General features: G+C 71.2%; 23 protein-coding genes. 14 read left to right on the forward strand and 9 right to left on the reverse strand.

The genetic code is table 11. From position 1 onward, the window contains the following. Positions 1-429 precede the first annotated feature (429 nt). The 3 genes from ACGF4C_RS35575 (at position 430) to ACGF4C_RS35585 (ending at position 4279) form a co-directional block, all read left to right on the forward strand. Positions 430-2226: a DEAD/DEAH box helicase gene (locus tag ACGF4C_RS35575; RefSeq protein ID WP_030805817.1), complete on the forward strand. Its 1797-nt coding sequence runs from the start codon at positions 430-432 to the stop codon at positions 2224-2226. 477 nt (positions 2227-2703) lie between these two features. Then, positions 2704-3345, forward strand: a complete 642-nt coding sequence (locus tag ACGF4C_RS35580) for an IclR family transcriptional regulator (RefSeq protein ID WP_261951189.1) — start codon at positions 2704-2706, stop codon at positions 3343-3345. A 154-nt stretch (positions 3346-3499) separates the two neighbouring features. Further along, positions 3500-4279, forward strand: a complete 780-nt coding sequence (locus ACGF4C_RS35585) for a S16 family serine protease (RefSeq protein ID WP_393572222.1) — start codon at positions 3500-3502, stop codon at positions 4277-4279. 45 nt (positions 4280-4324) lie between these two features. Here ACGF4C_RS35585 and ACGF4C_RS35590 read toward each other — a convergent pair whose 3' ends face one another. The 5 genes from ACGF4C_RS35590 to ACGF4C_RS35610 are packed head-to-tail and all read right to left on the reverse strand — an operon-like array spanning position 4325 to position 8734. Further along, complete coding sequence (locus tag ACGF4C_RS35590; RefSeq protein ID WP_393572224.1) at positions 4325-5368, reverse strand: glycine betaine ABC transporter substrate-binding protein; 1044 nt, start codon at positions 5366-5368, stop codon at positions 4325-4327. Further along, positions 5365-6327, reverse strand: a complete 963-nt coding sequence (locus ACGF4C_RS35595; protein ID WP_393572226.1) for an ABC transporter permease — start codon at positions 6325-6327, stop codon at positions 5365-5367. Before ACGF4C_RS35595 ends, ACGF4C_RS35590 begins: the two co-directional genes overlap by 4 nt. Beyond that, positions 6324-7607, reverse strand: a complete 1284-nt coding sequence (locus tag ACGF4C_RS35600) for a betaine/proline/choline family ABC transporter ATP-binding protein (protein ID WP_393572228.1) — start codon at positions 7605-7607, stop codon at positions 6324-6326. Before ACGF4C_RS35600 ends, ACGF4C_RS35595 begins: the two co-directional genes overlap by 4 nt. Next, a complete protein-coding gene (locus tag ACGF4C_RS35605; protein ID WP_030414527.1) occupies positions 7600-8247 on the reverse strand; it encodes an ABC transporter permease in 648 nt (215 codons plus the stop codon). The genes ACGF4C_RS35600 and ACGF4C_RS35605 overlap by 8 nt, the downstream gene beginning before the upstream one ends. 19 nt (positions 8248-8266) lie before the next feature. Further along, complete coding sequence (locus ACGF4C_RS35610) at positions 8267-8734, reverse strand: Lrp/AsnC family transcriptional regulator (protein WP_030414526.1); 468 nt, start codon at positions 8732-8734, stop codon at positions 8267-8269. A gap of 129 nt (positions 8735-8863) precedes the next feature. On the opposite strand from ACGF4C_RS35610, the gene hppD reads away from it, so the two are divergent. The 4 genes from hppD (at position 8864) to ACGF4C_RS35630 (ending at position 13463) form a co-directional block, all read left to right on the forward strand. Further along, a complete protein-coding gene (hppD, locus tag ACGF4C_RS35615) occupies positions 8864-10021 on the forward strand; it encodes a 4-hydroxyphenylpyruvate dioxygenase (protein ID WP_393572231.1) in 1158 nt (385 codons plus the stop codon). 56 nt (positions 10022-10077) lie between these two features. Further along, positions 10078-11442, forward strand: a complete 1365-nt coding sequence (locus tag ACGF4C_RS35620; protein ID WP_393572233.1) for an FAD-binding oxidoreductase — start codon at positions 10078-10080, stop codon at positions 11440-11442. Between the two features lie 64 nt (positions 11443-11506). Beyond that, a complete protein-coding gene (locus ACGF4C_RS35625; RefSeq protein ID WP_393572235.1) occupies positions 11507-11797 on the forward strand; it encodes a ribosomal protein L7/L12 in 291 nt (96 codons plus the stop codon). A 187-nt stretch (positions 11798-11984) separates the two neighbouring features. Next, a complete protein-coding gene (locus ACGF4C_RS35630) occupies positions 11985-13463 on the forward strand; it encodes a dihydrolipoyl dehydrogenase family protein (RefSeq protein WP_393572237.1) in 1479 nt (492 codons plus the stop codon). A gap of 111 nt (positions 13464-13574) precedes the next feature. Here ACGF4C_RS35630 and ACGF4C_RS35635 read toward each other — a convergent pair whose 3' ends face one another. Next, complete coding sequence (locus ACGF4C_RS35635) at positions 13575-14060, reverse strand: SsgA family sporulation/cell division regulator (protein ID WP_393572239.1); 486 nt, start codon at positions 14058-14060, stop codon at positions 13575-13577. A 242-nt stretch (positions 14061-14302) separates the two neighbouring features. On the opposite strand from ACGF4C_RS35635, the gene ACGF4C_RS35640 reads away from it, so the two are divergent. Further along, positions 14303-15883 (forward strand): RDD family protein, encoded by a 1581-nt coding sequence (locus ACGF4C_RS35640; RefSeq protein WP_393572241.1) that lies wholly within the window; start codon positions 14303-14305, stop codon positions 15881-15883. Between the two features lie 102 nt (positions 15884-15985). Continuing rightward, entirely contained in the window at positions 15986-16744 is a 759-nt protein-coding gene (locus ACGF4C_RS35645) for an RDD family protein (RefSeq protein ID WP_393572243.1), read from the forward strand. 46 nt (positions 16745-16790) lie between these two features. Here the strand turns inward: ACGF4C_RS35645 and ACGF4C_RS35650 are convergent, their stop codons facing one another. Next, positions 16791-17117: a hypothetical protein gene (locus ACGF4C_RS35650; protein ID WP_351530062.1), complete on the reverse strand. Its 327-nt coding sequence runs from the start codon at positions 17115-17117 to the stop codon at positions 16791-16793. 440 nt (positions 17118-17557) lie between these two features. Here ACGF4C_RS35650 and ACGF4C_RS35655 point away from each other — a divergent pair, with 440 nt between their 5' ends. Further along, a complete protein-coding gene (locus ACGF4C_RS35655; RefSeq protein ID WP_393572245.1) occupies positions 17558-19948 on the forward strand; it encodes an immune inhibitor A domain-containing protein in 2391 nt (796 codons plus the stop codon). A 123-nt stretch (positions 19949-20071) separates the two neighbouring features. Continuing rightward, positions 20072-20488, forward strand: coding sequence for a hypothetical protein (locus ACGF4C_RS35660; RefSeq protein ID WP_393572247.1), 417 nt, complete (start codon positions 20072-20074; stop codon positions 20486-20488). Positions 20489-20610: 122 nt separating this feature from the next. Here the strand turns inward: ACGF4C_RS35660 and ACGF4C_RS35665 are convergent, their stop codons facing one another. Together ACGF4C_RS35665 and ACGF4C_RS35670 are read right to left on the reverse strand one after the other, a co-directional pair. Continuing rightward, on the reverse strand, positions 20611-21207 hold the full coding sequence (locus ACGF4C_RS35665) for an isochorismatase family protein (RefSeq protein ID WP_030414515.1): 597 nt from the start codon (positions 21205-21207) through the stop codon (positions 20611-20613). A gap of 437 nt (positions 21208-21644) precedes the next feature. Beyond that, positions 21645-22973, reverse strand: a complete 1329-nt coding sequence (locus ACGF4C_RS35670) for a nicotinate phosphoribosyltransferase (RefSeq protein WP_393572250.1) — start codon at positions 22971-22973, stop codon at positions 21645-21647. Positions 22974-23363: 390 nt separating this feature from the next. Here ACGF4C_RS35670 and clpS point away from each other — a divergent pair, with 390 nt between their 5' ends. From clpS to ACGF4C_RS35685, 3 genes are all read left to right on the forward strand, one after another. After that, entirely contained in the window at positions 23364-23717 is a 354-nt protein-coding gene (gene clpS / locus ACGF4C_RS35675; protein WP_051733358.1) for an ATP-dependent Clp protease adapter ClpS, read from the forward strand. After that, a complete protein-coding gene (locus tag ACGF4C_RS35680; protein WP_393572252.1) occupies positions 23714-24310 on the forward strand; it encodes a DUF2017 domain-containing protein in 597 nt (198 codons plus the stop codon). The genes clpS and ACGF4C_RS35680 overlap by 4 nt, the downstream gene beginning before the upstream one ends. 464 nt (positions 24311-24774) lie before the next feature. Continuing rightward, a complete protein-coding gene (locus ACGF4C_RS35685) occupies positions 24775-26226 on the forward strand; it encodes an amino acid permease (RefSeq protein WP_393572254.1) in 1452 nt (483 codons plus the stop codon). Positions 26227-26234 lie beyond the last annotated feature (8 nt).

Consider the following 26234-nt stretch of genomic DNA (forward strand, 5'->3'; position numbering starts at 1 on the left):
GCCGGTTGTGTGGACTGCTGACGCTTTACGTCCACACAACCGGCCCCTCCGGCCCGTCCCCTCCCGTTGGGGGAGTGTGCGGGTGAGTGGGGGCGGGCACCGGTGGTCAGGTGACCGGGTGTGGAAAAGGTCACAGTCACCCGGGAGACCACGCCGGCCCCCACTCGGCTGATTCCTCCCACTCACGGGAGGGGACAGACCGGAGGACGAAGTCTGTAGGGCTGTCACCGCACCCGACACACCACGCCCGCCGCCAGGCGCAACGGCGAGCAAGCCCCGCGGCGGGACAGCCAGGTACGTGGGCGGCGCCGCAAAGCGCAACGGCGAGCAACAACCGCGGCGCCGCAGACAGGTACGTGGGAGGAACCGCAAAGCGGCCCCCGGTACGCTGGCGCGGTTGCCGAGAGCCGAGTTCAGCCGACGGAGACCGTGACTACCACCACCAGTGCCACCAACAGTCATCACCTGTCCCCGGCCTTCCCGGGGCGGGCCCCCTGGGGTACCGCGAACAAGCTGCGTGCCTGGCAGCAGGCGGCCATGGACCGGTACATCCAGACGCAGCCGAGGGACTTCCTCGCCGTCGCGACGCCGGGAGCCGGTAAGACGACCTTCGCGCTCACCCTCGCGTCGTGGCTGCTGCACCACCACGTCGTGCAGCAGGTGACCGTCGTCGCACCGACCGAGCACCTCAAGAAGCAGTGGGCGGAGGCGGCGGCCCGGATAGGTATCAAGCTCGACCCGGAGTACAGCGCGGGCCCGCTGGGCCGCGAGTACCACGGCGTCGCGGTGACCTACGCGGGCGTCGGCGTCCGCCCCATGCTGCACCGCAACCGGATCGAGCAGCGCAAGACCCTGGTGATCCTCGACGAGATCCACCACGCCGGCGACTCGAAGTCGTGGGGCGAGGCCTGCCTGGAGGCGTTCGAGCCGGCCACCCGGCGGCTCGCGCTGACCGGTACGCCGTTCCGGTCCGACACCAACCCGATCCCGTTCGTGACGTACGAGGAGGGCAACGACGGCATCCGGCGGTCGTCCGCGGACTACACGTACGGATACGGCAACGCGCTCGGCGACGGTGTCGTGCGGCCGGTCATCTTCCTCTCCTACAGCGGCAACATGCGCTGGCGCACCAAAGCGGGCGACGAGATCGCGGCCCGGCTCGGGGAGCCGATGACCAAGGACGCGGTCTCGCAGGCGTGGCGAACCGCGCTGGACCCGCGCGGCGACTGGATGCCGAACGTGCTGCGCGCCGCCGACCAGCGGCTGACCGAGGTACGGAAGTCCATCCCGGACGCCGGCGCGCTGGTGATCGCCTCGGACCAGGAGCAGGCCCGGGCGTACGCCAAGCTGATCCGGGAGATCACCGGGCACGGCGCCACCCTGGTGCTGTCCGACGACTCCGGCGCCTCGCAGCGCATCGACGACTTCTCGCAGTCGCAGGACCGCTGGATGGTGGCGGTGCGGATGGTGTCGGAGGGCGTCGACGTGCCGCGGCTGGCGGTGGGGGTGTACGCCACGACGATCTCCACGCCGCTGTTCTTCGCGCAGGCCGTGGGCCGCTTCGTACGGTCCCGCAAGCGCGGCGAGACCGCCTCGGTGTTCCTGCCGACCGTCCCGATGCTGCTCGGCTTCGCCAACGAGATGGAGGTCGAGCGCGACCACGTGCTCGACAAGCCCAAGAAGGACGGCGAGGAGGACCCGTACGCCGAATCCGAGAAGGAGATGGAGGAGGCGAACAAGGAGCAGGACGAGGACACCGGGGAGCAGGAGCAGTTCTCGTTCGAGGCGCTGGAGTCGGAGGCGGTCTTCGACCGGGTGCTCTACGACGGCGCCGAGTTCGGCATGCAGGCGCACGCGGGCAGCGAGGAGGAGCAGGACTACCTCGGCATCCCCGGGCTGCTGGAGCCCGACCAGGTGCAGTTGCTGCTGCAGAAGCGGCAGGCCCGGCAGATCGCGCACAGCCGGAAGAAGCCGGACTCGGAGGCCGACCTGCTGGAGATCCCGGCCGAGCGGCGGCCGGTGGTCACGCACAAGGAGCTGCTGGAACTGCGCAAGCAGCTGAACACGCTGGTGGGGGCGTACGTCCACCAGAGCGGTAAACCGCACGGGGTGATCCACACCGAGCTGCGGCGGGTGTGCGGCGGACCGCCGAGCGCGGAGGCCACCGCCGGGCAGCTGAACGAGCGGATCAAGAAGGTACGGGAGTGGGCCACGCGGATGCGGTGAGCCCCGGGGCCGGGTCAGCGCGGGGAGCCTCCGCGGCCCGTCGGGTCCCGGTGCGGCCGTCCCTCGTACCAGGGGGCGGCCGCCCTTCATGTCCGGCGGGCCTTCGTATCCGGCGGTCTTCTTACGTGATCGTCCGCGGGCGCTCCGTAGTGGCGCGCCGTTGTGTCACGGGCGGGTCGGGTCGTGGCCCTCGCTGAAACACGGACGTCCGCTGACGCCTCGCTGAAGCCCTGCTGAGGCCTTGTGGAGCCCTCCCGAGCGGACCAAACGGGATATTACGGGCGCGAAAGCCCGGATTCTGGACGGACCCTTCCGCTGACCGGACTGGCTCGCTACTGTCCCGGTCACGCACACGCCCCGTGGCAGCGCCGCCGCGGAGCGCAGCCGGTGCCATGCGGCCGGCGGCCTCTTGCGCGCGCTGCTCCGGGACTCGCAGCGCACCGCGTCGAGCGCCGCCACTCACACCAGGAGGGCGTCGTGACCGCAGAGACCTCCCAGACGCTCGACCGAGGACTGCGCGTCCTCAAACTCCTCGCCGACACCGACCACGGGCTGACCGTCACCGAGCTGTCCAACAAGCTCGGCGTCAACCGCACCGTCGTCTACCGACTCCTGGCCACCCTGGAGCAGCACGCCCTGGTGCGCCGCGACATCGGCGGCCGGGCCCGCGTCGGCCTGGGCGTGCTGCGCCTGGGCCGGCAGGTCCACCCGCTGGTCCGGGAGGCCGCGCTGCCCGCACTCCGGTCACTGGCCGAGGACGTGGGCGCCACCGCGCATCTCACCCTCGTCGACGGCACCGAAGCGCTGGCCGTCGCCGTGGTGGAGCCGACCTGGACCGACTACCACGTGGCCTACCGGGCCGGTTTCCGGCATCCGCTGGACCGCGGGGCCGCCGGGCGGGCGATCCTCAAGGCCCGCCAGGGCCGCCTCCAGGACGCCGGACTCGCCCTGACGCACGGGGAGTTGGAGGCCGGCGCCAGCGGTGCGGCGGCGCCGCTGCTCGGGGTGAGCGGCATCGAGGGCAGCGTGGGCGTGGTGATGCTCTCCGACACCGTCTCCGAACGGGTCGGGCCGCGGGTGATCGACGCCGCCCGCGAGGTGTCCGAGGCACTGCGCTGAGCCGTACCGCCCGGGCCGGCCGTCCTCCCGGGCCGCCCGGGCCACCCGTGTGACCCTGGCTGCCCGCCCCCGGAGTGTGAAGGGGCGGTGGCCGTGTGGTGAGCCCGCAGCGGCTTACGGGCCTGGTGGGGCGGGGGTCAATTAGGGTGGCGGGGTGTCTTCCCGCGCCCGCGCCCTGGCGGTCTGCACCGCCCTCGTTCTCGCCCTCCTCGTCACCGCGGCCCTCGCTCCGCTGCCGTACTCGGTGGCGTATCCGGGCATGACGGCGAACGTCCTCGGCGACGACAAGGGCAAACCGGTGATCACGATCAGCGGGGCGGGGACCCGGAAGACCAGCGGGCAGCTGCGGATGACCTCGATCGTCGCCACCGGCCCGGAGGCCTCCGTCCATCTGGCGGACATCCTCAAGGGCTGGTTCCGCACCGACGAGGCGGTGATGCCCAGGGAGGCGGTCTACCCGGTGGGCAACAACACCGAGGAGATCGCCGAGCACAACGCCCGGCAGATGAAGGAGTCGCAGGACAGCGCCACCGAGGCGGCGCTCGGGCAGCTCGGCAAATCCCCCAAGGACGTCAAGGTCAAACTGAGCCTCGCGGACGTCGGCGGGCCCAGCGCCGGGCTGATGTTCGCGCTCGGCATCGTCGACAAGCTGGCCGGCGACGGCGCGGGCCACGACCTGACCGGCGGCCGGACCATCGCCGGTACCGGCACGATCACCGCGGACGGCGAGGTCGGAGCGGTCGGCGGGGTGGCACTGAAGACGCAGGCCGCGGGCCGCGACGGGGCCACGGTCTTCCTGGTGCCCCGCAAGGAGTGCACGGACGCCCGCGCGGAGCTGCCCCGCGGCATGCGGCTGGTCTCCGTCACCACCCTCGACAGCGCGGTCAAGGCACTCAAGGCCCTCCGGAACGGCGGCCGGGTCCCCAGCTGCTGAGCACGTGGGCCCGGCCTCCGTGCTTGTCCGGTGTGCGGGCTCGCGCTACCCCTCCTTGATGAACCCCTCCCTCAGCAGCCAGTCCTTCGCCACCTGGTGGGGGTCCTCGCCGTCGACGTCCACCTTGCGGTTCAGTTCCTGGGCGACGGTGTTGTTCAGCGCCCGGGTGACCGGGGCGAGGACCTCGGCCATCGCCGGGTACTTCTTCAGCGACGCCGCGTTGATCTCCGGCGCGGCGTTGTAGTTCGGGAAGAAGTGCTTGTCGTCGGCGAGCACCTGCAGGTTCATCGCCTTGATCCGGCCGTCGGTGGTGAAGACCTCGCCCAGCGCGCAGGTGCCCTTCTTCGTCTCGGTGTAGACGACCCCGCCGGTCATCTTGCGGACGTTGCCGGACGGCACCTGCATGCCGTAGGCGCGGGCCATGCCCGGCAGGCCGTCGTTGCGGGTCGCGAACTCGTTCTCCACGCACAGGGTCACCGCGCCGGGGTCCTTGTGGGACAGCGCGGCGACGTCCGAGAGGGTGTGGACGCCCAGCTTCTTCTGGTTGGCGGGGTTGAGCGCCAGCGCGTAGGTGTTGTTCAGCTTCGACGGCGGCAGCCAGACCAGGCCGTTCTTCCGGTCCTCGTCGCGCACCACCCGCCACTGCTCCTGCGGGTCGATGACCGGTTTGGTGTGGCCGAGGTAGGTGATCCAGCCGGTGCCGGTGTATTCGTACGCGGCGTCCGCGGTGCCGGACTTCACGGCCTCCCGGGCGCCGATGGACCCCTGGATGCTGGTCTTGTCGATGACATGGGCGCCGGCGGCCTCGAAGACCAGGCCCATGATCTGGCCGAGCACGATCTGCTCGGTGAACTCCTTCGACGTCACCGTCAGCTGCGCCCCGGTGAGCGGACGGTCCGGGTAGCCGGCCTTCGGGCCCGGCAGGACGGCGTCGGTCATCGCGCTGCCGCTGACCAGGCCGCAGCCGCCGGCGAGCAGCCCGGCCAGCAGCGCGGCGGCCACGGCCCGGCACAGCCCGGGCCGGCGGGAGCGCAAGTCCGGGCCGCCGGAGCACGGTCCCGGGCGGCGGGAGCGGGGCGCGTGCCTCATACGGCCACCTCCAGGCCGCGTGGCCGCAGCAGCAGTTCGGCGAGCGACGCCAGCCATTCGACGAGCAGCGCCAGCACCACCGTCAGCACCGAGCCGAGCACCAGCACCGGCATCCGCTGGGTGACGATGCCCGCCGAGATCAGATCGCCCAGACCGCCGCCCCCGCCGAACGTGGCCAGGGTCGCGGTGCCCACGTTCAGCACCAGCGCGGTCCGCACCCCGGCCAGGATCAGCGGCACGGCCAGCGGCAGCTCCACCTTCCCCAGCACACCGGCGGGGGACATGCCGATCCCGCGGGCCGCCTCGGTCAGCGTCGGGTCGATGCCGCGCAGCCCGGCGATGGTGTTGGCCAGCACCGGCAGCACGGCGTAGATGACCATGCCGACGATCGCCGAACGGGCGCCGATGCCCAGCCAGATGACCAGCAGGATCAGCAGGCCCAGCGCCGGGACGGCCTGCCCGAGGTTGGCGAGGGCCATCGCGAACGGGGTGGCCCGGCGCAGCCGCGACCGGGTCAGCGCGATGCCCAGCGGGATCGCGATGATCAGCACGAAGAACGTGGACACCGCGGTGAGAACGATGTGCTGGCGCAGTGCCAGCCACACCTTGCCGTCGTCCACCGCCTGATGGGCGATCGAGTCCAGCTGCGCGCCGCGGAACCACAGCCAGGTGGCCAGCAGCGCGAAGCACAGGAACGCCGGCATGAACGTCCACTTCTGCCAGCTGATCCGCCGCCCGCCGCGGGCCGCGGAGGGGGTGGGCGCCTCACCGGCGGCCAGCTCCCGCTGCTCCATCTCGACGTTGTCGCGGAACGCGAACCCCTCATGGTCGCTCGCCCCGTGCTCGCCGGGCCCCGGGCGGTCGCCCGCGCGCCGCGGCCGGCTGCCGCTCCGGGGCCCGCCGGGAACGTCGGGAGTGTCGGGAGTGCCGGGAGTGCCGGGGGTACCGGGGGTGCTCATGCCCTGCTCCCCCCGCCCTCGTCCAGACCCTCCTGCTCCCGCTGGGTGAGGCGGGCACGCTGCTCCTGGAGCTCGTGCTGGTGCTCGACGGCCTCCAGGCGGTCGGCCTCCAGCAGTTCGTGGACGTTGTTCATCAGCGTTTCCATGTCGACCACGCCGATGTACTCGCCGCGCCGCCCGGTGACCGCGACCCGGCCCGCGTTGTCGGTGAGCACCGCCTCCAGGGCGTCCCGCAGCGTCGCGTCCCGGGTGACGGTGTCGGTGACCAGGGTGCCGGCCCGCGCCAGGGTCTCCCTGGCCCGGGCGAGGTCGCTGCGGCGCAGCCATTTGTACGGGCGGCGGTTGCGGTCCAGCAGCAGCAGTTCGTTGTGCGCCCCGGACCGCAGCCGGTCGAAGATCGACTCCAGTGGCTCGGCGATCCCGGCGGTGGGGAAGTCCACCACGCCCACGTCCCGTACGCGGGTGAGGTTGAGGCGTTTCAACGCCGCCCCGGCGCCCACGAATCCGGACACGAAGTCGTCCGCCGGGTTGGTGAGGATCGCCTCGGGGGTGTCGAACTGGGCGATGTGCGAGCGCTCCCGGAGCACCGCGATGCGGTCGCCGAGCTTGATGGCCTCGTCGAAGTCGTGGGTGACGAAGCAGATGGTCTTGTGCAGTTCGTGCTGGAGCCGGATCAGCTCGTCCTGGAGGTGGTCGCGGGTGATCGGGTCGACCGCGCCGAACGGCTCGTCCATGAGCAGGACGGGCGGGTCGGCGGCCAGCGCCCGGGCCACCCCGACCCGCTGCTGCTGTCCGCCGGAGAGCTGGCGCGGATAGCGGTCGTGGAATTCGCCGGGGTCCAGCCCGACCAGGTCGAGCATCTCCTCGACCCGGTTCTTCGTCCGGCTCTTCGACCAGCCGAGCATCTTCGGGACCAGGGCGATGTTCTGGGCGACGGTCATGTGCGGGAAGAGGCCGGACGCCTGGATGGCGTAGCCGACCTTGCGGCGCAGTTTGACCGGGTCCATGTCGGTGACGTCCTCGTCGCCGATCCGGATCCGGCCGGAGGTCGGCTCGATCAGCCGGTTGATCATCTTCAGGGTGGTGGACTTGCCGCAGCCGGACGGCCCCACGAAGATCACCGTCTCGCCGGCCTTGATCTCCATGGAGACGTCCTCCACCGCCGGGGCGGGGTTGCCCGGGTAGGTCTTGGTGAGGTTCTCCAGCCGGATGCCGGCGCCGGAGGCGGCGGGCGTCGCCGGCCGGCCGTTCGTCGCCGGCTGGTCGGTCGTCTCAGGCACGGATCCCCCTGGAGATGGTCAGGCGTCCGATCAGGACGTACGCGGCGTCGAAGAGGAGCGCCAGCACGGCGATGCCGACCGTGCCGGCCAGTACCTGGTTGAGCGAGTTGGCGCTGCCCAGAGAAGCGATCCCGCGGAAGATCTCGTTGCCCAGGCCCGGCCCGGAGGCGAACGCGGCGATCGCGGCGATGCCCATCAGCATCTGTGTGGCGACCCGGATGCCGGTGAGGATCGGCGGCCAGGCCAGCGGAAGTTCGACCCGGAACAGCCGGGCGGCCCGCGACATCCCGATGCCCTTGGCCGCGTCCACCAGCGCCGGGTCCACCCCGCGCAGCCCCACGATGGCGTTGCGCACCACCGGCAGCAGCCCGTACAGGGTCAGCGCGATCACCGTCGGGGCGACGCCCAGACCGACGATCGGGATCAGCAGACCGATCAGGGCCAGCGAAGGGATGGTCAGGACGGTCGCGGTGGTGGTCGTGGCGAGCGAGCCCGCCCATTCGCTGCGGTAGGTCACCACGCCGAGGAACACGCCCAGCAGCGTCGCGATCACCATGCACTGGAACACCGCGCTGGCGTGCTGGTACGCATCCGTCAGCAGCTGGGCGTGCCGGGTGCCTACGTACTCCCAGAAGCTCACCGTCGCTCTCCTCGCTCGGTCAGTCTCCCGATGCCTGTTTCACCAGCGGGATGATCCGCAACGGAACCGGATTTTCCATCACGATTGCCGTCGAGGCCCGCACAATCCCATCAAAGCCCACCACCAGGTCGATCACCCGCTGCAGATCGGCGTTGGAACGGGCGACGAGCCTGCAGAGCATGTCCCCGTGTCCCGTCGTTGTATGCAGCTCCAGCACCTCGGGAACGGTGGTCAAGTGGGCCCGTACGTCATTTCCTTGGCCCTGTTTGATCTCCAGCGTGGCGAACGCGGTCACCGGATATCCGAGCGCCGCCGGGTCCACCTCCGGGCCGAAGCCGCGGATCACTCCATTCGACTGAAGCCGGTCGAGCCGGGCCTGCACCGTGCCGCGCGCCACCCCCAGCCGCCGGGACGCCTCCAGCACCCCGATCCGCGGCTCTATGGCGAGCAGCTCCAGCAGCGCCCCGTCAAGATGATCGATCGCCAATGTCCGCTCCCTCGTTTTCGATGGTCATCATGTACAGATAGCCCGGCGTGATCGCGCTGTCGCTGTACATAATGCCCAGCGGTTCCACAAACTATTGCGCATCTTGTGGATCGGAGGGACTCTGCGGCCATGGCAGACACCACGATGCACACCCAGCCCACCATCCCTGGCTCGGCCCGGCAGGCGGACCCCTTCCCGGTCAAGGGGATGGACGCGGTCGTCTTCGCCGTAGGGAACGCCAAGCAGGCCGCGCACTACTACTCCACCGCCTTCGGCATGAAGCGCGTCGCCTACTCCGGACCCGAGAACGGCAACCGCGAGACCGCGAGTTACGTACTCGAATCCGGCGGCGCCCGGTTCGTGTTCACCTCCGTCGTCAAGCCCACGACGGAACGGGGCCGCTTCCTCGCCGGCCACGTCGCCGCGCACGGCGACGGCGTCGTCGACCTCGCCATCGAGGTCCCCGACGCCCGGGCCGCCTACGAGTACGCCGTCGCGCACGGCGCCAAGGGACTCGAAGAGCCCTACGAGCTCAAGGACGAGCACGGCATCGTCGTCCTCGCGGCCATCGCCACCTACGGCGAGACCCGGCACACCCTCGTCGAGCGCACCGGCTACGACGGCCCCTACCTGCCCGGATACGTCGCCGCCGGCCCGGTCGTCGAGCCCCCGCAGAAACGGTTCTTCCAGGCGATCGACCACTGCGTCGGCAACGTCGAACTCGGCCGGATGAACGAGTGGGTCGGCTTCTACAACCAGGTCATGGGCTTCACCAACATGAAGGAGTTCGTCGGCGACGACATCGCCACCGAATACTCCGCGCTGATGTCCAAGGTCGTCGCCGACGGCACCAAGAAGGTCAAGTTCCCGATCAACGAACCGGCCATCGCCAAGAAGAAGTCCCAGATCGACGAGTACCTGGAGTTCTACGGCGGCCCCGGCGTCCAGCACATCGCGCTGGCCACCAACGACATCGTCAGCACCGTCCGGCAGATGCGCGCCGCCGGCGTCGAATTCCTCGACGTGCCCGACTCCTACTACGACACCCTCGGCGAATGGGTCGGCGACACCCGCGTGCCGATCGAGGAACTGCGCGCACTGAAGATCCTCGCCGACCGCGACGAGGACGGCTACCTGCTGCAGATCTTCACCAAGCCCGTCCAGGACCGCCCGACCGTCTTCTTCGAGATGATCGAACGGCACGGCTCCCTCGGCTTCGGCAAGGGCAACTTCAAGGCCCTCTTCGAGGCCATCGAGCGCGAACAGGCCAAACGCGGCAACCTCTGACCCCGTGGGCCGTACACGATCTTCCGTGTACGGCCCACGAATGCGAGGCTTACCGCATGGACCTCATCGGACAGCTGCGCGCCGGACTCCCCGCCGACGCCCTCCTCACCGACCCCGATGTCACCGGCTCCTACGCCCGCGACATGGCCAACTTCTGCGCGGCGGGCAAGCCCGCCGTCGTCGTCCTGCCGCGCACCGTCGAGCAGGTCCAGCACGTGATGCGGACGGCCACCGCCCTCGGCGTCCCCGTCGTCCCCCAGGGCGCGCGCACCGGAGTGGCCGGCGCCGCCAACGCCACCGACGGCTGCATCGTGCTGTCCCTGGTGAAGATGGACCGCATCCTGGAGATCAACCCCGCCGACCGGCTCGCCGTGGTCGAACCCGGCGTCATCAACGCCGTCCTCTCCCGCGCGGTCAACGAACACGGCCTCTACTACCCGCCGGATCCCTCCAGTTGGGAGATGTGCACCATCGGCGGCAACATCGGCACCGCCGCCGGCGGCCTGTGCTGCGTCAAGTACGGCGTCACCGCCGAGTACGTCCTCGGCCTCGACGTCGTCCTCGCCGACGGCCGCCTGTTGACCACCGGCCGCCGCACCGCCAAGGGCGTGGCAGGCTACGACCTCACCCGGCTCTTCGTCGGCTCCGAGGGCAGCCTCGGCGTCGTCGTCCGTGCCACCCTCGCCCTCAAGCCCGAACCGCCCCGACAGCTCGCCCTGGTCGCCGAGTTCCCGTCCGTGGGCGCCGCCGGACAGGCCGTCTGCGAGATCATGGCCCGCGGCCACGCCCCCTCCCTGCTGGAACTCATGGACCGCACCAGCGTCCGCGCCGTCAACGACCTGGCGCAGATGGGCCTGCCCGAATCCACCGAGGTGCTGCTGCTGGCCGCCTTCGACACCCCCGACCCGGCCCCCGACCTCGCCGCCGTCGGCGCGCTGTGCGAGGACGCCGGCGCCACCCAGGTCGTCCCCGCCGAGGACGCCGCCGAGTCCGAACTGCTGCTGCAGGCCCGCCGGCTCGCCTTCACCGCCCTGGAACGCCTCAAGCCCGCCATGCTCATCGACGACGTGTGCGTCCCCCGCTCCCAGCTCGCCGCCATGCTGGAGGGCACCACCGCCATCGCCGACAAGTACGGCCTGACCATCGGTGTCTGCGCCCACGCCGGCGACGGCAACACCCACCCCCTGGTCTGCTTCGACCCGGCCGACCCCGACGAGGAGCGGCGCGCCCACACCTCCTTCGACGAGATCATGGCGCTCGGCCTGAGCCTGGGCGGCACCATCACCGGCGAACACGGCGTCGGCCTGCTGAAGAAGGACTGGCTGGCCCGCGAACTCGGCCCCGTGGCACTGGAGTTGCACCGCAACATCAAGCAGGTCTTCGACCCCCGGGGCATTCTCAACCCCGGCAAACTGTTCTGAAGCCGCAAGGGGGTTGCCGCCCTGTCGTGCCCATGCCTCCCACCCCGCCCGTAGAGTTTCCGCCATGGAAAACCTGCTTCCCGGCATAGCCCTCGTCGTCCTCGCCCTCGCCGTCTGGTCCTCCACCGGCGACCGCCGCTCCAAAACGCTGGAGCGGCGGCTCATCCGGCTGGAGAACAAGGTGGACCTGCTCCTTGCCCACGCCGGCATCGAGGAGCCGCAGGACCCCCGGCTGGCCGAGATCGACGAACTGCTGGTGCAGGGCAAGAAGATCCAGGCGATCAAGCTCCACCGTGAGCTGACCGGCTCCGGACTCGCCGAGGCCAAGGAAGCGGTCGAACGCCGGGCCCGGTGACGGCCCGCCGGACGCACCGCCCGGCCCGCCGGCGTACGTGGTGGCGGTGGGACACCGCGCCATGACGGCTCCGCGGCGGATGCGGGGACGGCCCCGTGGGCAGAGGATGGCCAGAAGGGACCCGGGCCCCGTGGCCCTTCCCGCGGCCCCGCCGGGCCGCCCCGCCCACCACAGGGAGCGAGAGCCGATGGCAGCGACCCCAACGACCCCGGCCGCCGACGAGGCCTACGACGTCATCGTGCTCGGCGCCGGACCCACCGGCGAGAACCTCGCCGACCGCGCCCACGCCGCCGGCCTGAGCGCCGTCATCGTCGAGAGCGAACTCGTCGGCGGCGAATGCTCCTACTGGGCCTGCATGCCCAGCAAGGCCCTGCTCCGCCCGGTCACCGCCCGCTCCGACGCCCGCCGCGTCCCCGGCCTCCAGGACGCCGCCAAAGGCCCCCTGGACGCCCCCGCCGTCCTCACCCACCGGGACGCCGTCGCCGCCCACTGGAAGGACGACGGCCAGGTCCGCTGGCTCGACTCGGCCGGCATCGACCTCGTCCGCGGCCACGGCCGGCTCGCCGGCCCCCGCCGCGTCGTCGTCGACGGCGAACGCACCCTCACCGCCCGGCACGCGGTCGCGGTCTGCACCGGCAGCCGCCCGGTCCTCCCGCCCGTCCCCGGCCTCGCCGAGGCCCACCCCTGGACCAGCCGCGCCGCCACCAGCTCCCAGGCCGTACCCGGCCACCTCGTCGTGGTCGGCGGCGGCGTCGTCGGCGTCGAGATGGCCACCGCCTGGCGCGCCCTGGGCGCCTCCGTCACGCTCCTGGTCCGCGGCGACGGACTGCTGCCCCGCATGGAACCCTTCGCCGGCCACCTCGTCGCCGCCGCACTCACCGAGTCCGGCGTCGACCTGCGCACCGGCGTAGAGGTCCGCGAGGTCCGCCGGGAAATCCCCGGCGGCCCGGTCACCGTCGTCCTCGACGCTCCCCCCGGACCCGGCGGGCCCAAAGGCACCCACAACGCCGAAATCGTCGCCGACGAACTGCTCATCGCCACCGGACGCGCCCCGCGCACCGCCGACATCGGCCTCGACACGATCGGCCTGGCGCCCGGCTCCTGGCTCGACGTCGACGACACCTGCCGGGTGACCGGCGTGACCGGCGGCTGGCTCTACGGAGTCGGCGACGTCAACCACCGCGCCCTCCTGACCCACCAGGGCAAATACCAGGCCAGGATCGCCGGCGCCGCCATCGCCGCCCGCGCCCGCGGCGTCCCCATCCTGGAGTCCGACCCCTGGGGCGCGCACGCCGCCACCGCGGACACCCGCGCCGTCCCCCAGGTCGTCTTCAGCGACCCCGAAGCCGCCTCCGTCGGCCTGACCGCCGCCGCGGCCGAACGCGCCGGACACCGCTTCCAGGTCGTCGACCAGGACCTCGGCGCGATCGCCGGAGCCTCCCTGTACGCCGACGGCTACCGCGGCCGCGCCCGCATGGTCGTCGACCTCGACCGCGAGGTGCTGCTCGGCGCCACCTTCGTCGGCCCGGGCGTCGGCGAACTGCTGCACTCGGCAACGGTCGCGGTGGCCGGCGAGGTCCCCATCGAGCGGCTGTGGCACGCGGTCCCCGCCTACCCGACCATCAGCGAGGTGTGGCTGCGGCTGCTGGAGACCTACCGCGGCTGACCGACTGACCGGCTGACCGACTGCCCGACTGACCGGCCGGCCGGCCGGCTCCCCGGCCGCCGGGGGAGGACCTTCCGCACCCCCGGCCGGCCACTACACCCCGGCCGGCCGCTACGCCCCCGGCTCCGGCGAGTCGTCCGCCGGCCAACCGGACGACTCGCCGCCCGGCCGCAGTTCGTCCCGGGACGCCATGGCGAACAGTTCGCTCAGCCCTTTGTCCAGCTCCAGATGCCCCTGCTCCGCCCCGGGCGGCACCACCCGCAGGGTGCGCTCCAGCCACGCCGAGACCGCCGTCGCCGGTGCCTCCAGCAGCGCCTCCCCGTCCGGCGAGTCCAGCGCCATGCACACCAGGCTCCGGCCGTCCACCTTCACCGGCCACACCCGCACATCACCCTCGCCGCACGGCCGGAACACGCCCTCCACCAGCAACTCCCGGGCGAACGTCCAGTTCACCGGCGCATCCGAACCGACATGGAAGGTGACATGTACGGCGTAGGGGTCATCGGTCCGGTACGTCAGCCGCGCCGGCACCGCGACGCAGCGCTCCGGTGACAGCACCAGGCCCAGTTCCAGTTCTCGTTCCACCACGGTGTGCATGAGCTCCGCCTCTCCCATCCCGTCTGCCGCGGACACCCTGGGACCGGGCCCGCACCAGGAGAGAGGCACCGGGTGCCGGACTCTTACACGACTTCGTACAACTTTTTTCCCGGGCCTCTTCCAGGTGGCGTTGAGCGGGCACAGACACGGCAGTGACCCGGGGTCTGATAGATGTGGACGCCGCGTTGCGGCAGACTGCACCCCACACCCACCAGGCCGAGAACAGATACGGGACTTCGGACATGAGCGCCCCTACCTCAGGATCCGCCGGCGGCAGCCCCACGCCAGGCTTCTACCCGGACCCGTCCATCCCCGGCTACATCCGGTACTGGAACGGTGCCGCATGGGTGCCGGGCACCAGCCGCCCCGCCCCCGCCGAGGGCGAGGCGATGCCCGCCCCGCCGCCCGGCATGACCCCACCCGCCGCTCCCACGCCCGCCGTCGAGGAGACCGGACCGGTCTTCCTCGACGAGGACGAGCCGGCCGGCGGCGGCGCCGGGCTCCCCGCGGTGCGCCGCAGCGGCGAGGTCGAGACCCGGCCCGCCGCCGCGGGCTGGGACGACCCCGCCCGGCTGCACGGCACCGGCCCGGAACCGGCCTCCGCCTGGCAGGCCGACGCCTCCCGGCAGAGCGGCTTCGGCAACGAGACCGACCGCCGCATCTCCTGGGGCGCCCACGACCAGGCCCCCGCCGGCACCCCGTCCGGCGCCGCCTCCTGGGGCTCGGTGCCACAGCAGCGCGACGACCGGCCCGCCACCGACCCCGCGTCCGGCGACCTGCCCGCCACGTCCTCCACCGCGACGCCCGCGCCCGGCGCCCCCCGCACCCCCGACGCCCCGTCCGACGGGACGGTCACCATCCGTGCCGTCAACCCCGCCGCCCGCCGCCCGGACTCCGGCGACCACGGCACCACGGCGATCCGCGCGGTACGCCCCGGCGCCGCCGGACCGGCCAAGGGCAACGAGACCATGGCGATCCGCGTCGCGGGCGGCGGCCGCAACGCCTCCCCGACGCCCGGCGGCGCCCCGCAGTCGCTGCCGTCCGTCGGCACCCAGGCCCAGCAGAACCCGGCCCAGCAGAACCCGGCCCGGCAGACCCCCGCAGCGCAGAGCCAGGCACCGCAGAACCCGGCCGCGCACCAGGGACAGCCGGCCCCCGGCGGACAGCCGCCCGCCCCCGCGGCCGGTTTCCCGGCGCAGCACGCCCCCGCTCCCGCCGCCCCCGCCCCGTCCGCGCCGCCGGCCTCCGGGCCCGCCCAGGGCGCCGGCGCCGAGGGCGTCATCCCCTGGAAGCCGCCGAGCGACGCGGACCCCTTCTTCGCGGCCGCCCAGGCCGCGCAGGGCCACCCGGCCGGACTCGGCCGCCGGCTCGCCGCCCGGCTGATCGACACCCTCGTGCTGGGCGCGGCCACCGCCGCCGTCGCCGTCCCGATGTGGAGCACCGTCACCGACCACATCGACGCCAAGGTCGAGGCGGCCAAGCAGTCCGGCCGCCAGGTGACGGTCTATCTGATCGACGGCACCACCGCCCCGGTCCTCGCCACGATCCTCGCCGTCCTGCTCATCGGCGGTGCGCTCTACGAGGCGCTGCCGGTCCTCAAGTGGGGCCGCACGCTGGGCAAGAAGCTGTGCGGCGTACGGGTGCTGGACATCGAGAGCCACGACACCCCGATGCTCGCCGCCGCCCTCAAGCGCTGGTTCTGCTACAGCGTGCTCGGCGTCCTCGCCATCGGCGTGGTGAACGTCGTCTGGTGCGTGTTCGACCGCCCGTGGCGGCAGTGCTGGCACGACAAGCTGGCCCGGACGTTCGTCGCCGCCGACTGATCCGTCCGCCGTCCGGCCCCGGCTGATCCGCCCGACCGGAATCCGTCCCCCGAACGGACCTGGCCGGATGCGGCCGGCCGCGACAAGGGGTCGACTCGGGCCATGAGCACCGACCAGCCCGGCAACGGCTCCCCCCGTAACAACGCACCGCAGGGCGGCGGCACGGGCGGCGGCGAAGGCGGCGCACCTCCCCCGGGCGGCACCCCGCCGCCAGGAGGAACGCCCCCGGGCGGGACCCCGCCGCCCGGCGGCACGCCCCCGGGTGGCACCCCTCCGCCCGGCGGGACGCCTCCCTCCGGGGGGATGCCGCCCGGTGGGACGCCGCCCTACGGTGGGGCCCCGTACGGCGGCGGCCCCTACGGTGACCCCTACGGCAGCGGCTACGGCGCCGACCCGCTGGCCGGTATGCCGCCGCTGGCGAACCGCGGCCGCCGGCTGGTCGCGCGCATCATCGACGCCGTCCTCATCGGCGTCCCGGTCTCCATCATCATGTACGTGATCGTCGGCGGGGTGGACTACTTCTCCACCAGCAGCACCCAGGCCGGCAGGCAGTCCACGGTGTCGGGCGTGACGATGCTCGCGTACCTGATCTACGAAGGGCTGATGCTCGCCAACCGCGGCCAGACCGTCGGCAAGATGGCGATGAAGATCCGGGTGGCGATGCTCGCGAACGGCTCGATCCCGACCGGCCAGGCGGCCTGGATCCGCGCCGCCGTCTACACCCTGCCGGAGATCGTGCCCTGCTGCGGCTTCATCTTCTGGCTGGTCAACGTCCTGTGGTGTACCTGGGACAAGCCGTACCAGCAGTGCCTGCACGACAAGGCGGCCAAAACAGTGGTGGTCTCCACGGAGCCGCGGTAGCCGGAAACCGGGGTCCCGTCACGGCCCCGGAGTTCGGAGTTCGCGTTCAGCGCGAGTGCTCGCCGACCCGGGCCTCCGGCGCGCCGGCCGTCCCGGTCAGCCTCCGCGGCACCCGGTCGTACGGCGACGGCACGGACCTCAACGGGGCGGGCGCCGCGGGCGACTTGCCCCGTACGACGTGCCGGCGGACGACCCGGGACACGCCGGGCATCGGCGCCGTCATCGCGACCAGCAGCCCGAGCCCGAGTCCGGCGATGGCGATGACCGCGACCCCGATCCCGGTCTGCGTCTGCGAGAGCAGCAGCATCGCGAGGGTGGAGAGAAATACGGTGGCCGAACCGTAGGCGAGCTGGGTGGCGGTAGGACGAGGCATGGCGGAATCCGTCCTCGGAGGGTCGGCAGGGAGGGTCGGTCAAGGGCGCGCCATCACACGAGCCTACGGTCCTTACTGCCCGAGCGGAACGGCAAGTAAGCGTGACCTAACCCACCAGGCGGGGGCACAGGGGGCGCACACGGCAAGCGCGTGAACGTATGTGCGGGGGCGTCCTGGCTGTTGACAAAGGGGGCGCATGTCCGGCGGGCATATACGCCCGGCCTCTGCACCGGCTATCCGGACCCGCTCCTTCCGGCCCGCTCCCAACTCGCTTGCCCGACCGGCCTGTTCACCATCCGGACAGCTGTCCGATACCCGTAATCGGCGGACCGGTTAACGTACTTCGGTGACGTGACCAAGTCAAGACCTGTCTTTTCCCCCGTACTTCCGGTCGAATGCCCTCGAACAGTGACCGTGTTCGAAGGGGAGGACCGCTCCAAGTGAGAGAGCAGAGAAGACCGTTCAGACCGGCCGCCTTGGCCACGGCGATCGCCGTGATCGGGGCGGCCGCTTTGTCTTCCGGGGTGGCGATGGCCGACGCGCAGGGCCCGTCGCCCGTCGCCCGGCACCAGGACCCGGCGCCCGAGCGCAACGTGAACCACGACCTCAAGGGCCCCTACAGCGAGCGGCAGCAGGCCGCCCGCAAGGAGGCGCTGCAGCAGGTCATCTCCGGCGAGGCCAAGGCCACCGACCGCGGTGGCTCGAAGGTCGTCAAGCTCGGCCGCAGCAAGTACGTCGAGCTGGCCCGGCAGAAGACCGACAAGATCTTCACCATCCTCGTGGACTTCGGCGACAAGGTCGACAACACCACGATGTTCGACCCGGACGGCGACGGCCCCAAGCCCCCGATCAAGAAGTACGGCGGCGACGCCGGCCCCGCGCACAACCAGATAGCCCAGCCCGACCGTGCCAAGGACAACAGCACGGCCTGGCAGAAGGACTACAACCAGAAGCACTTCCAGGACCTGTACTTCTCGCACGACAAGAAGAAGCAGTCGCTCGCCAAGTACTACGAGAAGCAGTCCTCGGGCCGCTACTCCGTCGACGGCGAGGTCTCCGACTGGGTCAAGGTCGACTGGAACGAGGCCCGTTACGGCTCCAACTACTGCGGCCAGACCAACTGCGCCAACGCCTGGGACCTGATCCGCGACGGCGTCAACCAGTGGGCCAAGGACCAGAAGGCCAAGGGCCGCACCGACGTCCAGATCAAGGCCGACCTCGCCAAGTACGACCAGTGGGACCGCTACGACCACGACGGCGACGGCAACTTCAACGAGCCCGACGGCTACATCGACCACTTCCAGATCGTGCACGCCGGTGAGGACGAGTCCGCGGGCGGCGGCGTCCAGAAGACCAACGCGATCTGGGCGCACCGCTGGTACGCCTACGGCAGCGACGCCGGCAGGACCGGCCCCGCCGACAACAAGGCCGGCGGCACGCAGATCGGCGACACCGGCGTCTGGGTCGGCGACTACACCATGCAGCCGGAGAACGGCGGCCTCGGCGTCTTCGCCCACGAATACGGTCACGACCTGGGCCTGCCGGACGAGTACGACACCACCGGCACCGGCGAGTCCTCCGTCGACTTCTGGTCGCTGATGTCGGGCGGCTCCTGGCTCGGCACCGGCAAGGACACCATCGGCGACCTGCCCGGCGACATGAGCGCCTGGGACAAGCTCCAGCTGGGCTGGCTCAACTACGCCAAGGCGAAGGCCGCGACGAAGTCCGCCCACAAGCTGGGCGTCGCCGAGTACAACACCAAGGACAAGCAGGCGGTGGTCGTCGAACTGCCCGCCAAGGCCGTCAAGACCGACGTCGTCCCGCCCGCGGAAGGCTCCAAGCAGTGGTGGAGCGGCATGGGCGACGACCTGAAGAACACCCTCACCCGCTCCGTGGACCTCACCGGCAAGGCGAAGGCATCGCTGAACCTCAAGGGCTGGTGGGACATCGAGAAGGACTACGACTTCCTCTACGCCGAGGTCTCCACGGACGGCGGCGCCAACTGGACCGCCCTGGACGGCACCGCGGGCGGCAAGGCCATCCCGCGTGACGGCAGCGACAAGCCCGCCCTGACCGGCACCGTCGCCGCCTACCAGGACCTGGTCTACCCGCTCGACGCCTACGCGGGCAAGAAGATCGACCTGCGCTTCCGCTACCAGACCGACGGCGGCGCCGCCCAGAAGGGCTTCGCGGCCGACAGCATCAGCGTGGTCGCCGACGGCACGCCGCTGTTCAGCGACAACGCCGAGGGCGACGACAACGGCTGGACCAGCAAGGGCTTCTCGCGCATCGGCGGGTCCTTCACCAAGGACTACCCGCAGTACTACATCGCCGAGAACCGCCAGTACGTGAGTTACGACAAGACCCTCAAGGTCGGCCCGTACAACTTCGGCTGGCGGACGGCCAAGCCGGCCTGGGTGGAGCACTTCCCGTTCCAGAACGGCGTGCTGATCTGGCTGTGGGACACCTCGCAGGCGGACAACAACGTCGGCCAGCACCCGGGCCACGGGCTGATCCTCCCGGTCGACGCGCACCCGACGGCCGAGCACTGGACCGACGGCACGCTGATGCGCAACCGCTTCCAGACCTACGACTCGACCTTCACCCGCTTCCGGACCGACGCGCTGACCCTCCACAAGGACGGCGCCGAGGTCAAGATCAGCTCGAAGAAGGGCGTCACGCTCTTCGACGACCGGCACGGCGTCTACTACGACAAGACGAACCCGACCGGCGGTGTGATCGTTCCTGACACCAACACCCGGATCAAGATCACCAAGGAGGCCCGGGACGGCTCCACGGTGACGATCAAGGTCGCCCCTGCCGGTAAATAAAAGATAAAACCAGCAGGTCAACACGCGATCGGTCGTCGCCCCCTAGCGGGCGGCGGCCGATTCGCGTTTAGATGCGCACTACAGTTCCTTGTTGACGCCAAGTCTCACGGGGGAGATATGCAGATGTCCGGCGGCGGTTTCACCAGGCTTCCCGGCGGAAGCGTGGTGGTCGCCCTGTCCCTGCCCAGACCGGCCCACGGCCCGCGCTCCGGCCCGTACGAGTGCGGCTGCCGGGTCCGGGTCCTGGTGCACGCCGTGAACCGCCAGCGCGCCCTGACCAGGCTGCGCAACCTCGGTCTGCGCGCGGTCTACCTCCGCGGCAACACCGAGCCGCCCACCCCGGACGAGGTCACGGCCGTCCTGCACCACCCCGACGGCCTCGTCTGGCGCGAGACCCCCGACGACGACACCGAATCCTGGCACCCCATACGCGCCCTCTGGCGCCCCCGCCCCGTCCACCCCACCCGCCCACCCCACCCGACCCCCGAACCGACCCCCCTGCTGGCAAACGAGGACGACCGCCCGGCCTCGGCGGCCTGAGGTAGGGCGGCCTGTGGGCCGGGCGCGTGGCGCCCGGCCTGCGGGCTCGACGGGCGATGGTGAGGCCGGGCGGCCGGGCGATGCGGGACTCACCCGCCCGGAACGACAGGCCGGTGCCGGACCTACCCGCCCAGAACGACCGGCTTGCCCGTCAGCTCCGCGCCGGCCGCCCGCAGCTCCTCCAGGGCCCGCTCGGTCGTACGGGCGGCCACCCCGGCGGTCAGGTCCAGCAGTACGTGCGTACGCAGCCCGGCGCCGACCGCGTCCAGGGCGGTGCGCCGTACGCAGTGATCGGTCGCGATGCCGACCACGTCCACCTCGGTGACGTCGTGCGCCCGCAGCCAGTCGCCGAGCCGGGTGCCGTTCTCGTCGGCGCCCTCGAAGCCGCTGTACGCGGCGGAGTGCGCGCCCTTGTCGAAGACCGCGTCGATCGCGCCGGAGGCGATGGCCGGGGCGAAGTTCGGGTGGAAGCCGCTGCCCTCCGTGCCGGCCACGCAGTGCGCCGGCCAGGAGTGCTCGTAGTCCGGGTGGTCGGAGAAGTGGTCGCCCGGATCGATGTGGTGGTCCCGGGTGGCCACGACGTGGCGGTAGCAGCTGCCGGCGGTCTCGGCGATCAGATCGGTGATGGCCGCCGCGACATCCGCACCTCCCGCCACCGCGAGGCTGCCGCCCTCGCAGAAGTCGTTCTGCACGTCAACGACGATCAATGCCCGGTGCATGGTGCGTGCCTTCCGGCTGGGAATCGGTAAGAGGGCGCGGAGCGCGGAGCGGTGGTGTGACCGAGGGTAGCCACTGCCGGGCATTTCCGGGAGTGCCCCACCATCCCACCCACCAGTAGCTACACACTGTGATACTTTACGGGGAACTAATGACTCTCTGTAATCGTTGCCGGAAAAGAAGGAGGCCCGCCCGGCCCGAGCAAGAGCAGGCGCCCCCAGCAAGAGCGGGCGCCTCTCAAGGAGTTCCCTCACGGGACCACGGGACCCCATGGACAGGCCGGCAGAGCAGGCCGACAGGACCGAGCCCGAGAGAACAGGCCGAGCGGCCGAGCCCACGGATCGCAGCCCGACAGAACCACAGGCCGGCTCCCCCCGGCCCGTGCCCCGAACTCCGGCCGGCTCGCCCCGTCACGCCAACTCCGGGCCCGCTCACCCCGTCACACGAACTCCGTCGGGAGCACCGGCTCGCCGCGTGACAGCTGGGTGGCCGACAGGGGCAGGCGGGCGCGGGCGGTGATGTGGCGGTCGCGGGGGGCATCCAGCGGCTCGCGGGCCACGACCTCGCCCCCGGTCACCAGTGGGACCTGCAGCTGGTGGTCCGCCAGTTCCGCCGGGACCGGCCCGGTGCCGATGACCTCGGCCTCCGCGACTCCGTGCTCATCGAGCCGGCGGGCGGCCCATTTACGGCCGCCGACCGAGGTCTTGGCGCCCATCGACTTCTTCGCGACCGGCTGCAGCGGGGCGCCCGGGGCGTTGCTCTCGGCGCGGGCGACCAGCTTGTAGACCATCGAGCAGGTCGGGTGTCCGCTGCCGGTCACCAGCTGGGTGCCGACGCCGTACGCGTCGACCGGGGCGGCGGCCAGCGAGGCGATGGCGTACTCGTCCAGGTCGCTGGTGACGACGATCTTGGTCTTCTCGGCGCCCAGCTCGTCCAGCTGCTGGCGCACCCGGTGGGCGATCAGCAGCAGGTCGCCGGAGTCGATCCGGACGGCGCCCAGGCCCGGGCCGGCCACCTCGACGGCGGTGCGCACGGCCTCGGCGACGTCGAAGGTGTCCACCAGCAGGGTGGTGCCGCTGCCGAGGGTCTCCACCTGGGCGGTGAAGGCGTCGCGCTCGGTGTCGTGGAGGAGGGTGAAGGCGTGCGCGCTGGTGCCGACAGTGGGGATGTTGTAGCGGAAGCCGGCGGCCAGGTCGGAGGTGACGTGGAAGCCGCCGACGTAGGCGGCGCGGGCTGCGGCGACGGCGGAGAGTTCGTGGGTGCGGCGGGCGCCCATCTCCATCAGGGGGCGGTCGCCGGCGGCCACGGCCATCCGGGAGGCGGCCGCGGCCACCGCGGAGTCGTGGTTGAGGATCGAGAGGATGACCGTCTCCAGGAGGACGGCCTCGGCGAAGGTGCCCTCGACACGCATGATCGGCGAGCCGGGGAAGTAGACCTCGCCCTCGGGGTAGCCCCAGATGTCGCCGCGGAAGCGGTAGTCGGCGAGCCAGGCCAGGGTCGGCTCGTCGAGGATGCCGCGCTCGCGCAGGAAGTCGAGGATCGTGTCGTCGAAGCGGAAGTTCTCCACCGCGTCGAGCACCCGGCCGGTGCCGGCCACCACGCCGTAGCGGCGGCCCTCGGGCAGCCGGCGGGTGAAGACCTCGAAGACGGCGCGCCGGTCCCCGGTGCCGGACCGCAACGCGGCCTGCAGCATGGTGAGTTCGTACTGGTCGGTGAAGAGCGCAGTCGACGGCACGGCCACCGGCAGCCCCAGGTCTGCTGTGTTCATGGGGGAGATGCTACCCCCAATACTCGTCACTTTGACGATAGTGGTGGAGGGGTGCCGGACCGGCCCGCCACCGGACCCGCCGGGGGCCCCAACTGGACCCGACCGGACTCCCGAACTGGACCCGCCCTGGCCCCGCCCCGACCCACTCGGGCTCCCGCCCCGGACCGGCTCGGGCTCCCGCCCCGGACCCGCCCCCGGCTCACCCCACCCCCGGCTCGCCCCTCACCCCCACCCGGGCTCCACCCGGGCTCCCCCGGGGCCCCACCCCACTCGCCCCCACTCCACCCCACCCCCCACCCCGGCCCACGCACACCCCACCCCCATCCCCCGACGCGGCCCAGGTGAGGGGCATTTGTGCATGGCAGGCCCCTGGGTGGCAGCATGGGGCCTGTGAGCGCCCACCCGTCACCCACGATCACGCTCCGGCCGCATCACTGCACGCTCAGTGTGCCGGTCGAGATCGAGCGTCCCGAGTCGAGCGAGGCCCCGTTCGAGGTGCCCGAGCCGGACGTCCCGTGGGTCACGATCGTCCACAACGACCCCGTCAACCTCATGAGCTACGTCTCCTATGTCTTCCAGACGTACTTCGGTTACTCCAAGGACAAGGCGCACCAGTTGATGCTCGACGTCCATCACAAGGGCCGCGCGGTGGTCTCCAGCGGCAGCCGCGAGGAAATGGAACGGGACGTACAGGCCATGCACGGCTACGGCCTGTGGGCGACCCTGCAGCAGGACCGCCGATGACCGGACACTTCGAGCCGCTGCCCGACGGCGGCGCGGCGGTACCGCTCGACGAGGTCGAGATCTCGATCCTGCGCAGCCTCGCCGTGCAGCTGATGGAGCTGATCGGGCCGGGCGAGCAGGCCACCGACGACGAGGGCGAGGACCTGCTGGCGTCGGTGTTCAACGACGGACCCAGCGAGCCGCCCGCCGACCCGGTCCTGGCCCGGCTCTTCCCCGATGCCTACGGCGGCCCGGACCTGGTGCCGGACGACGACGTGCGTGCCGCGGCCGCGGAGTTCCGCCGCTATACGGAGAACGATCTGCGTGCCCGTAAGCGGACGGACGCCCTCGCGCTGATCCGGGCGCTGGACACCCTCTCGCCGTCCGGCGGTGATCCGGCGGTGCTGCGGCTGACCGCCGACGAGTGCCGGCAGTGGCTGGGGGCCCTCAACGACCTCAGGCTGGCGATCGGTACGCGCCTGGAGGTCACCGACGAGGAGGACGGCGGCGAGCTGCTGCGGCTGCCGGACAGCGATCCGCGCAAACCGATGGTGATGGCGTACCTGTGGCTGGGCGGGCTGCAGGAGACGCTCGTCGAGTCGCTGACGGCCTGAAATCTACTTGCAGGGGGCACGGGGTTCGTTTGCCGGCGGCAGGCGGACCCGCCCGCGGGGGTGGGTAGGGGCGGATTCGGCCGCGAGTCGGGGTGCCGGCGGCAGGTGAAAGGGCGCCCGAAGGGGAGGGAGTCGGGCATATCGCCCGACGTGTCCCGGTGTGCCGGGGGCTGGGTGTTCGCTCAGCGGAGGCTCAAATCCGGATAACGATCGCGTCACACCGAGCCGTGTAGTGCACTGCCATTCGCCCCTCTTGTCCGTATTTGCCGGGCGTGTGACGTATCTCATCCCTAGGCGATCAAGTTAACGCCGTGATAAATGTTCACGACCTGCCGCGCGTGACGCCACCCTTGTTGCCGCGGGAGCGCTGAGCCGGCCGACCGTCGGCGTTGCAGGACTCCATCCGGGGGGATCGGGACCCGATCCGGACAGACCGGGTCGGTATGGAGAAAGGCGCACCACTCATGACCTCTGTGCAGGTCGACAAGCAGCACGACGGCAACGAGGCAGCTGGAAAGGCCCCCGAAGAGGGCTATCAGCGAGGTCTGGGCAACCGGCAGATCCAGATGATCGCCATTGGTGGCGCCATCGGTACGGGCCTGTTCCTCGGAGCGGGCAAGGCCATTTCGATGGCCGGGCCGAGCATCATCCTCGCCTACGCCATCGTCGGGCTGGTCATCTTCTTCATCATGCGGGCCCTGGGCGAGCTGCTCATGTACCGGCCCGTTTCCGGGTCCTTCTCGGAATACGGCCGGGAATTCCTGGGCCCGTTCATCGGCTTTGTGACCGGCTGGACGTACTGGCTCTTCTGGGTCGTCACCGGAATCACGGAAGTCACCGCCGCGGCCACCTATGTCCAATACTGGAACAAGGGCATACCGCAATGGGTGTCGGCGCTGGTCTTCACCGTCGCGCTCTTCGGCATCAACCTGATCTCGGTGAAGCTCTTCGGTGAGCTCGAATTCTGGTTCTCGATGGTCAAGGTCACCGCGATCATCGGCATGATCCTGATCGGCATCGGCGTGATCACCCTCGGATTCTCCGACGCCGGTGACACCGCCTCGTTCACCCTGCTCTGGTCGCACGGCGGGTTCTTCCCCAAGGGCATCGGCGGCACGCTGATGACGCTCCAGATCGTGATGTTCGCCTTCCTGGCCGTCGAACTCGTCGGCGTCACCGCCGGTGAGGCGACGAACCCGAAGAAGGTCCTGCCCAAGGCGATCAACACCGTGCCGTGGCGGATCGGCCTGTTCTACATCGGTGCGCTGATCATCATCCTGTCCGTGGTCAGCTGGACGGCCTTCAAGCCGGGCGTGAGCCCCTTCGTCGCCGCCTTCCAGCAGATCGGTCTGCCCGCCGGCGCCGGCATCGTCAACTTCGTCGTGCTGACCGCCGCGCTCTCCTCGGCCAACTCCGGCATGTACTCCACCGGCCGGATGCTGCGCGACCTGGCGCTCAACGGCCAGGGCCCGAAGTTCTTCACCAAGCTCAGCAAGAACGGCCTGCCCACCTGGGGCACCGGCGTCTCCGTCGCGATGATGCTGGCCGGCGTCTGGATCAACTACCAGTGGCCCGGCGACGCGTTCAACTACGTCGTCTCCTTCGCCACCATCTCCGGTATGTGGGCCTGGATCGTCATCCTGCTCTCGCAGCTGCGCTACCGGGCCAAGGCGAACCGCGGTGAGCTCCCGCAGTCCGAGTTCAAGGCCCCCGGCAGCCCGTACACGTCGGTGTTCGCGCTGGCCTTCATCGCCATGGTGATCGTGATGATGGGTGTCGACCCGGACGCCCGGATCTCGCTCTACGCCGCTCCCGTGTGGGCGCTGATCATGGGTGTCGGCTACCTGTGCATCCAGCGCAAGAACGCCGCGGCCGAAGCCGCCGACGCCGTCGAGGCCCCGGCGAACCAGGGCTGATCGACCGG

The organism is Streptomyces sp. NPDC048197 (assembly GCF_043202395.1).
Taxonomy (GTDB): Bacteria; Actinomycetota; Actinomycetes; order Streptomycetales; family Streptomycetaceae; genus Streptomyces; species Streptomyces siderophoricus.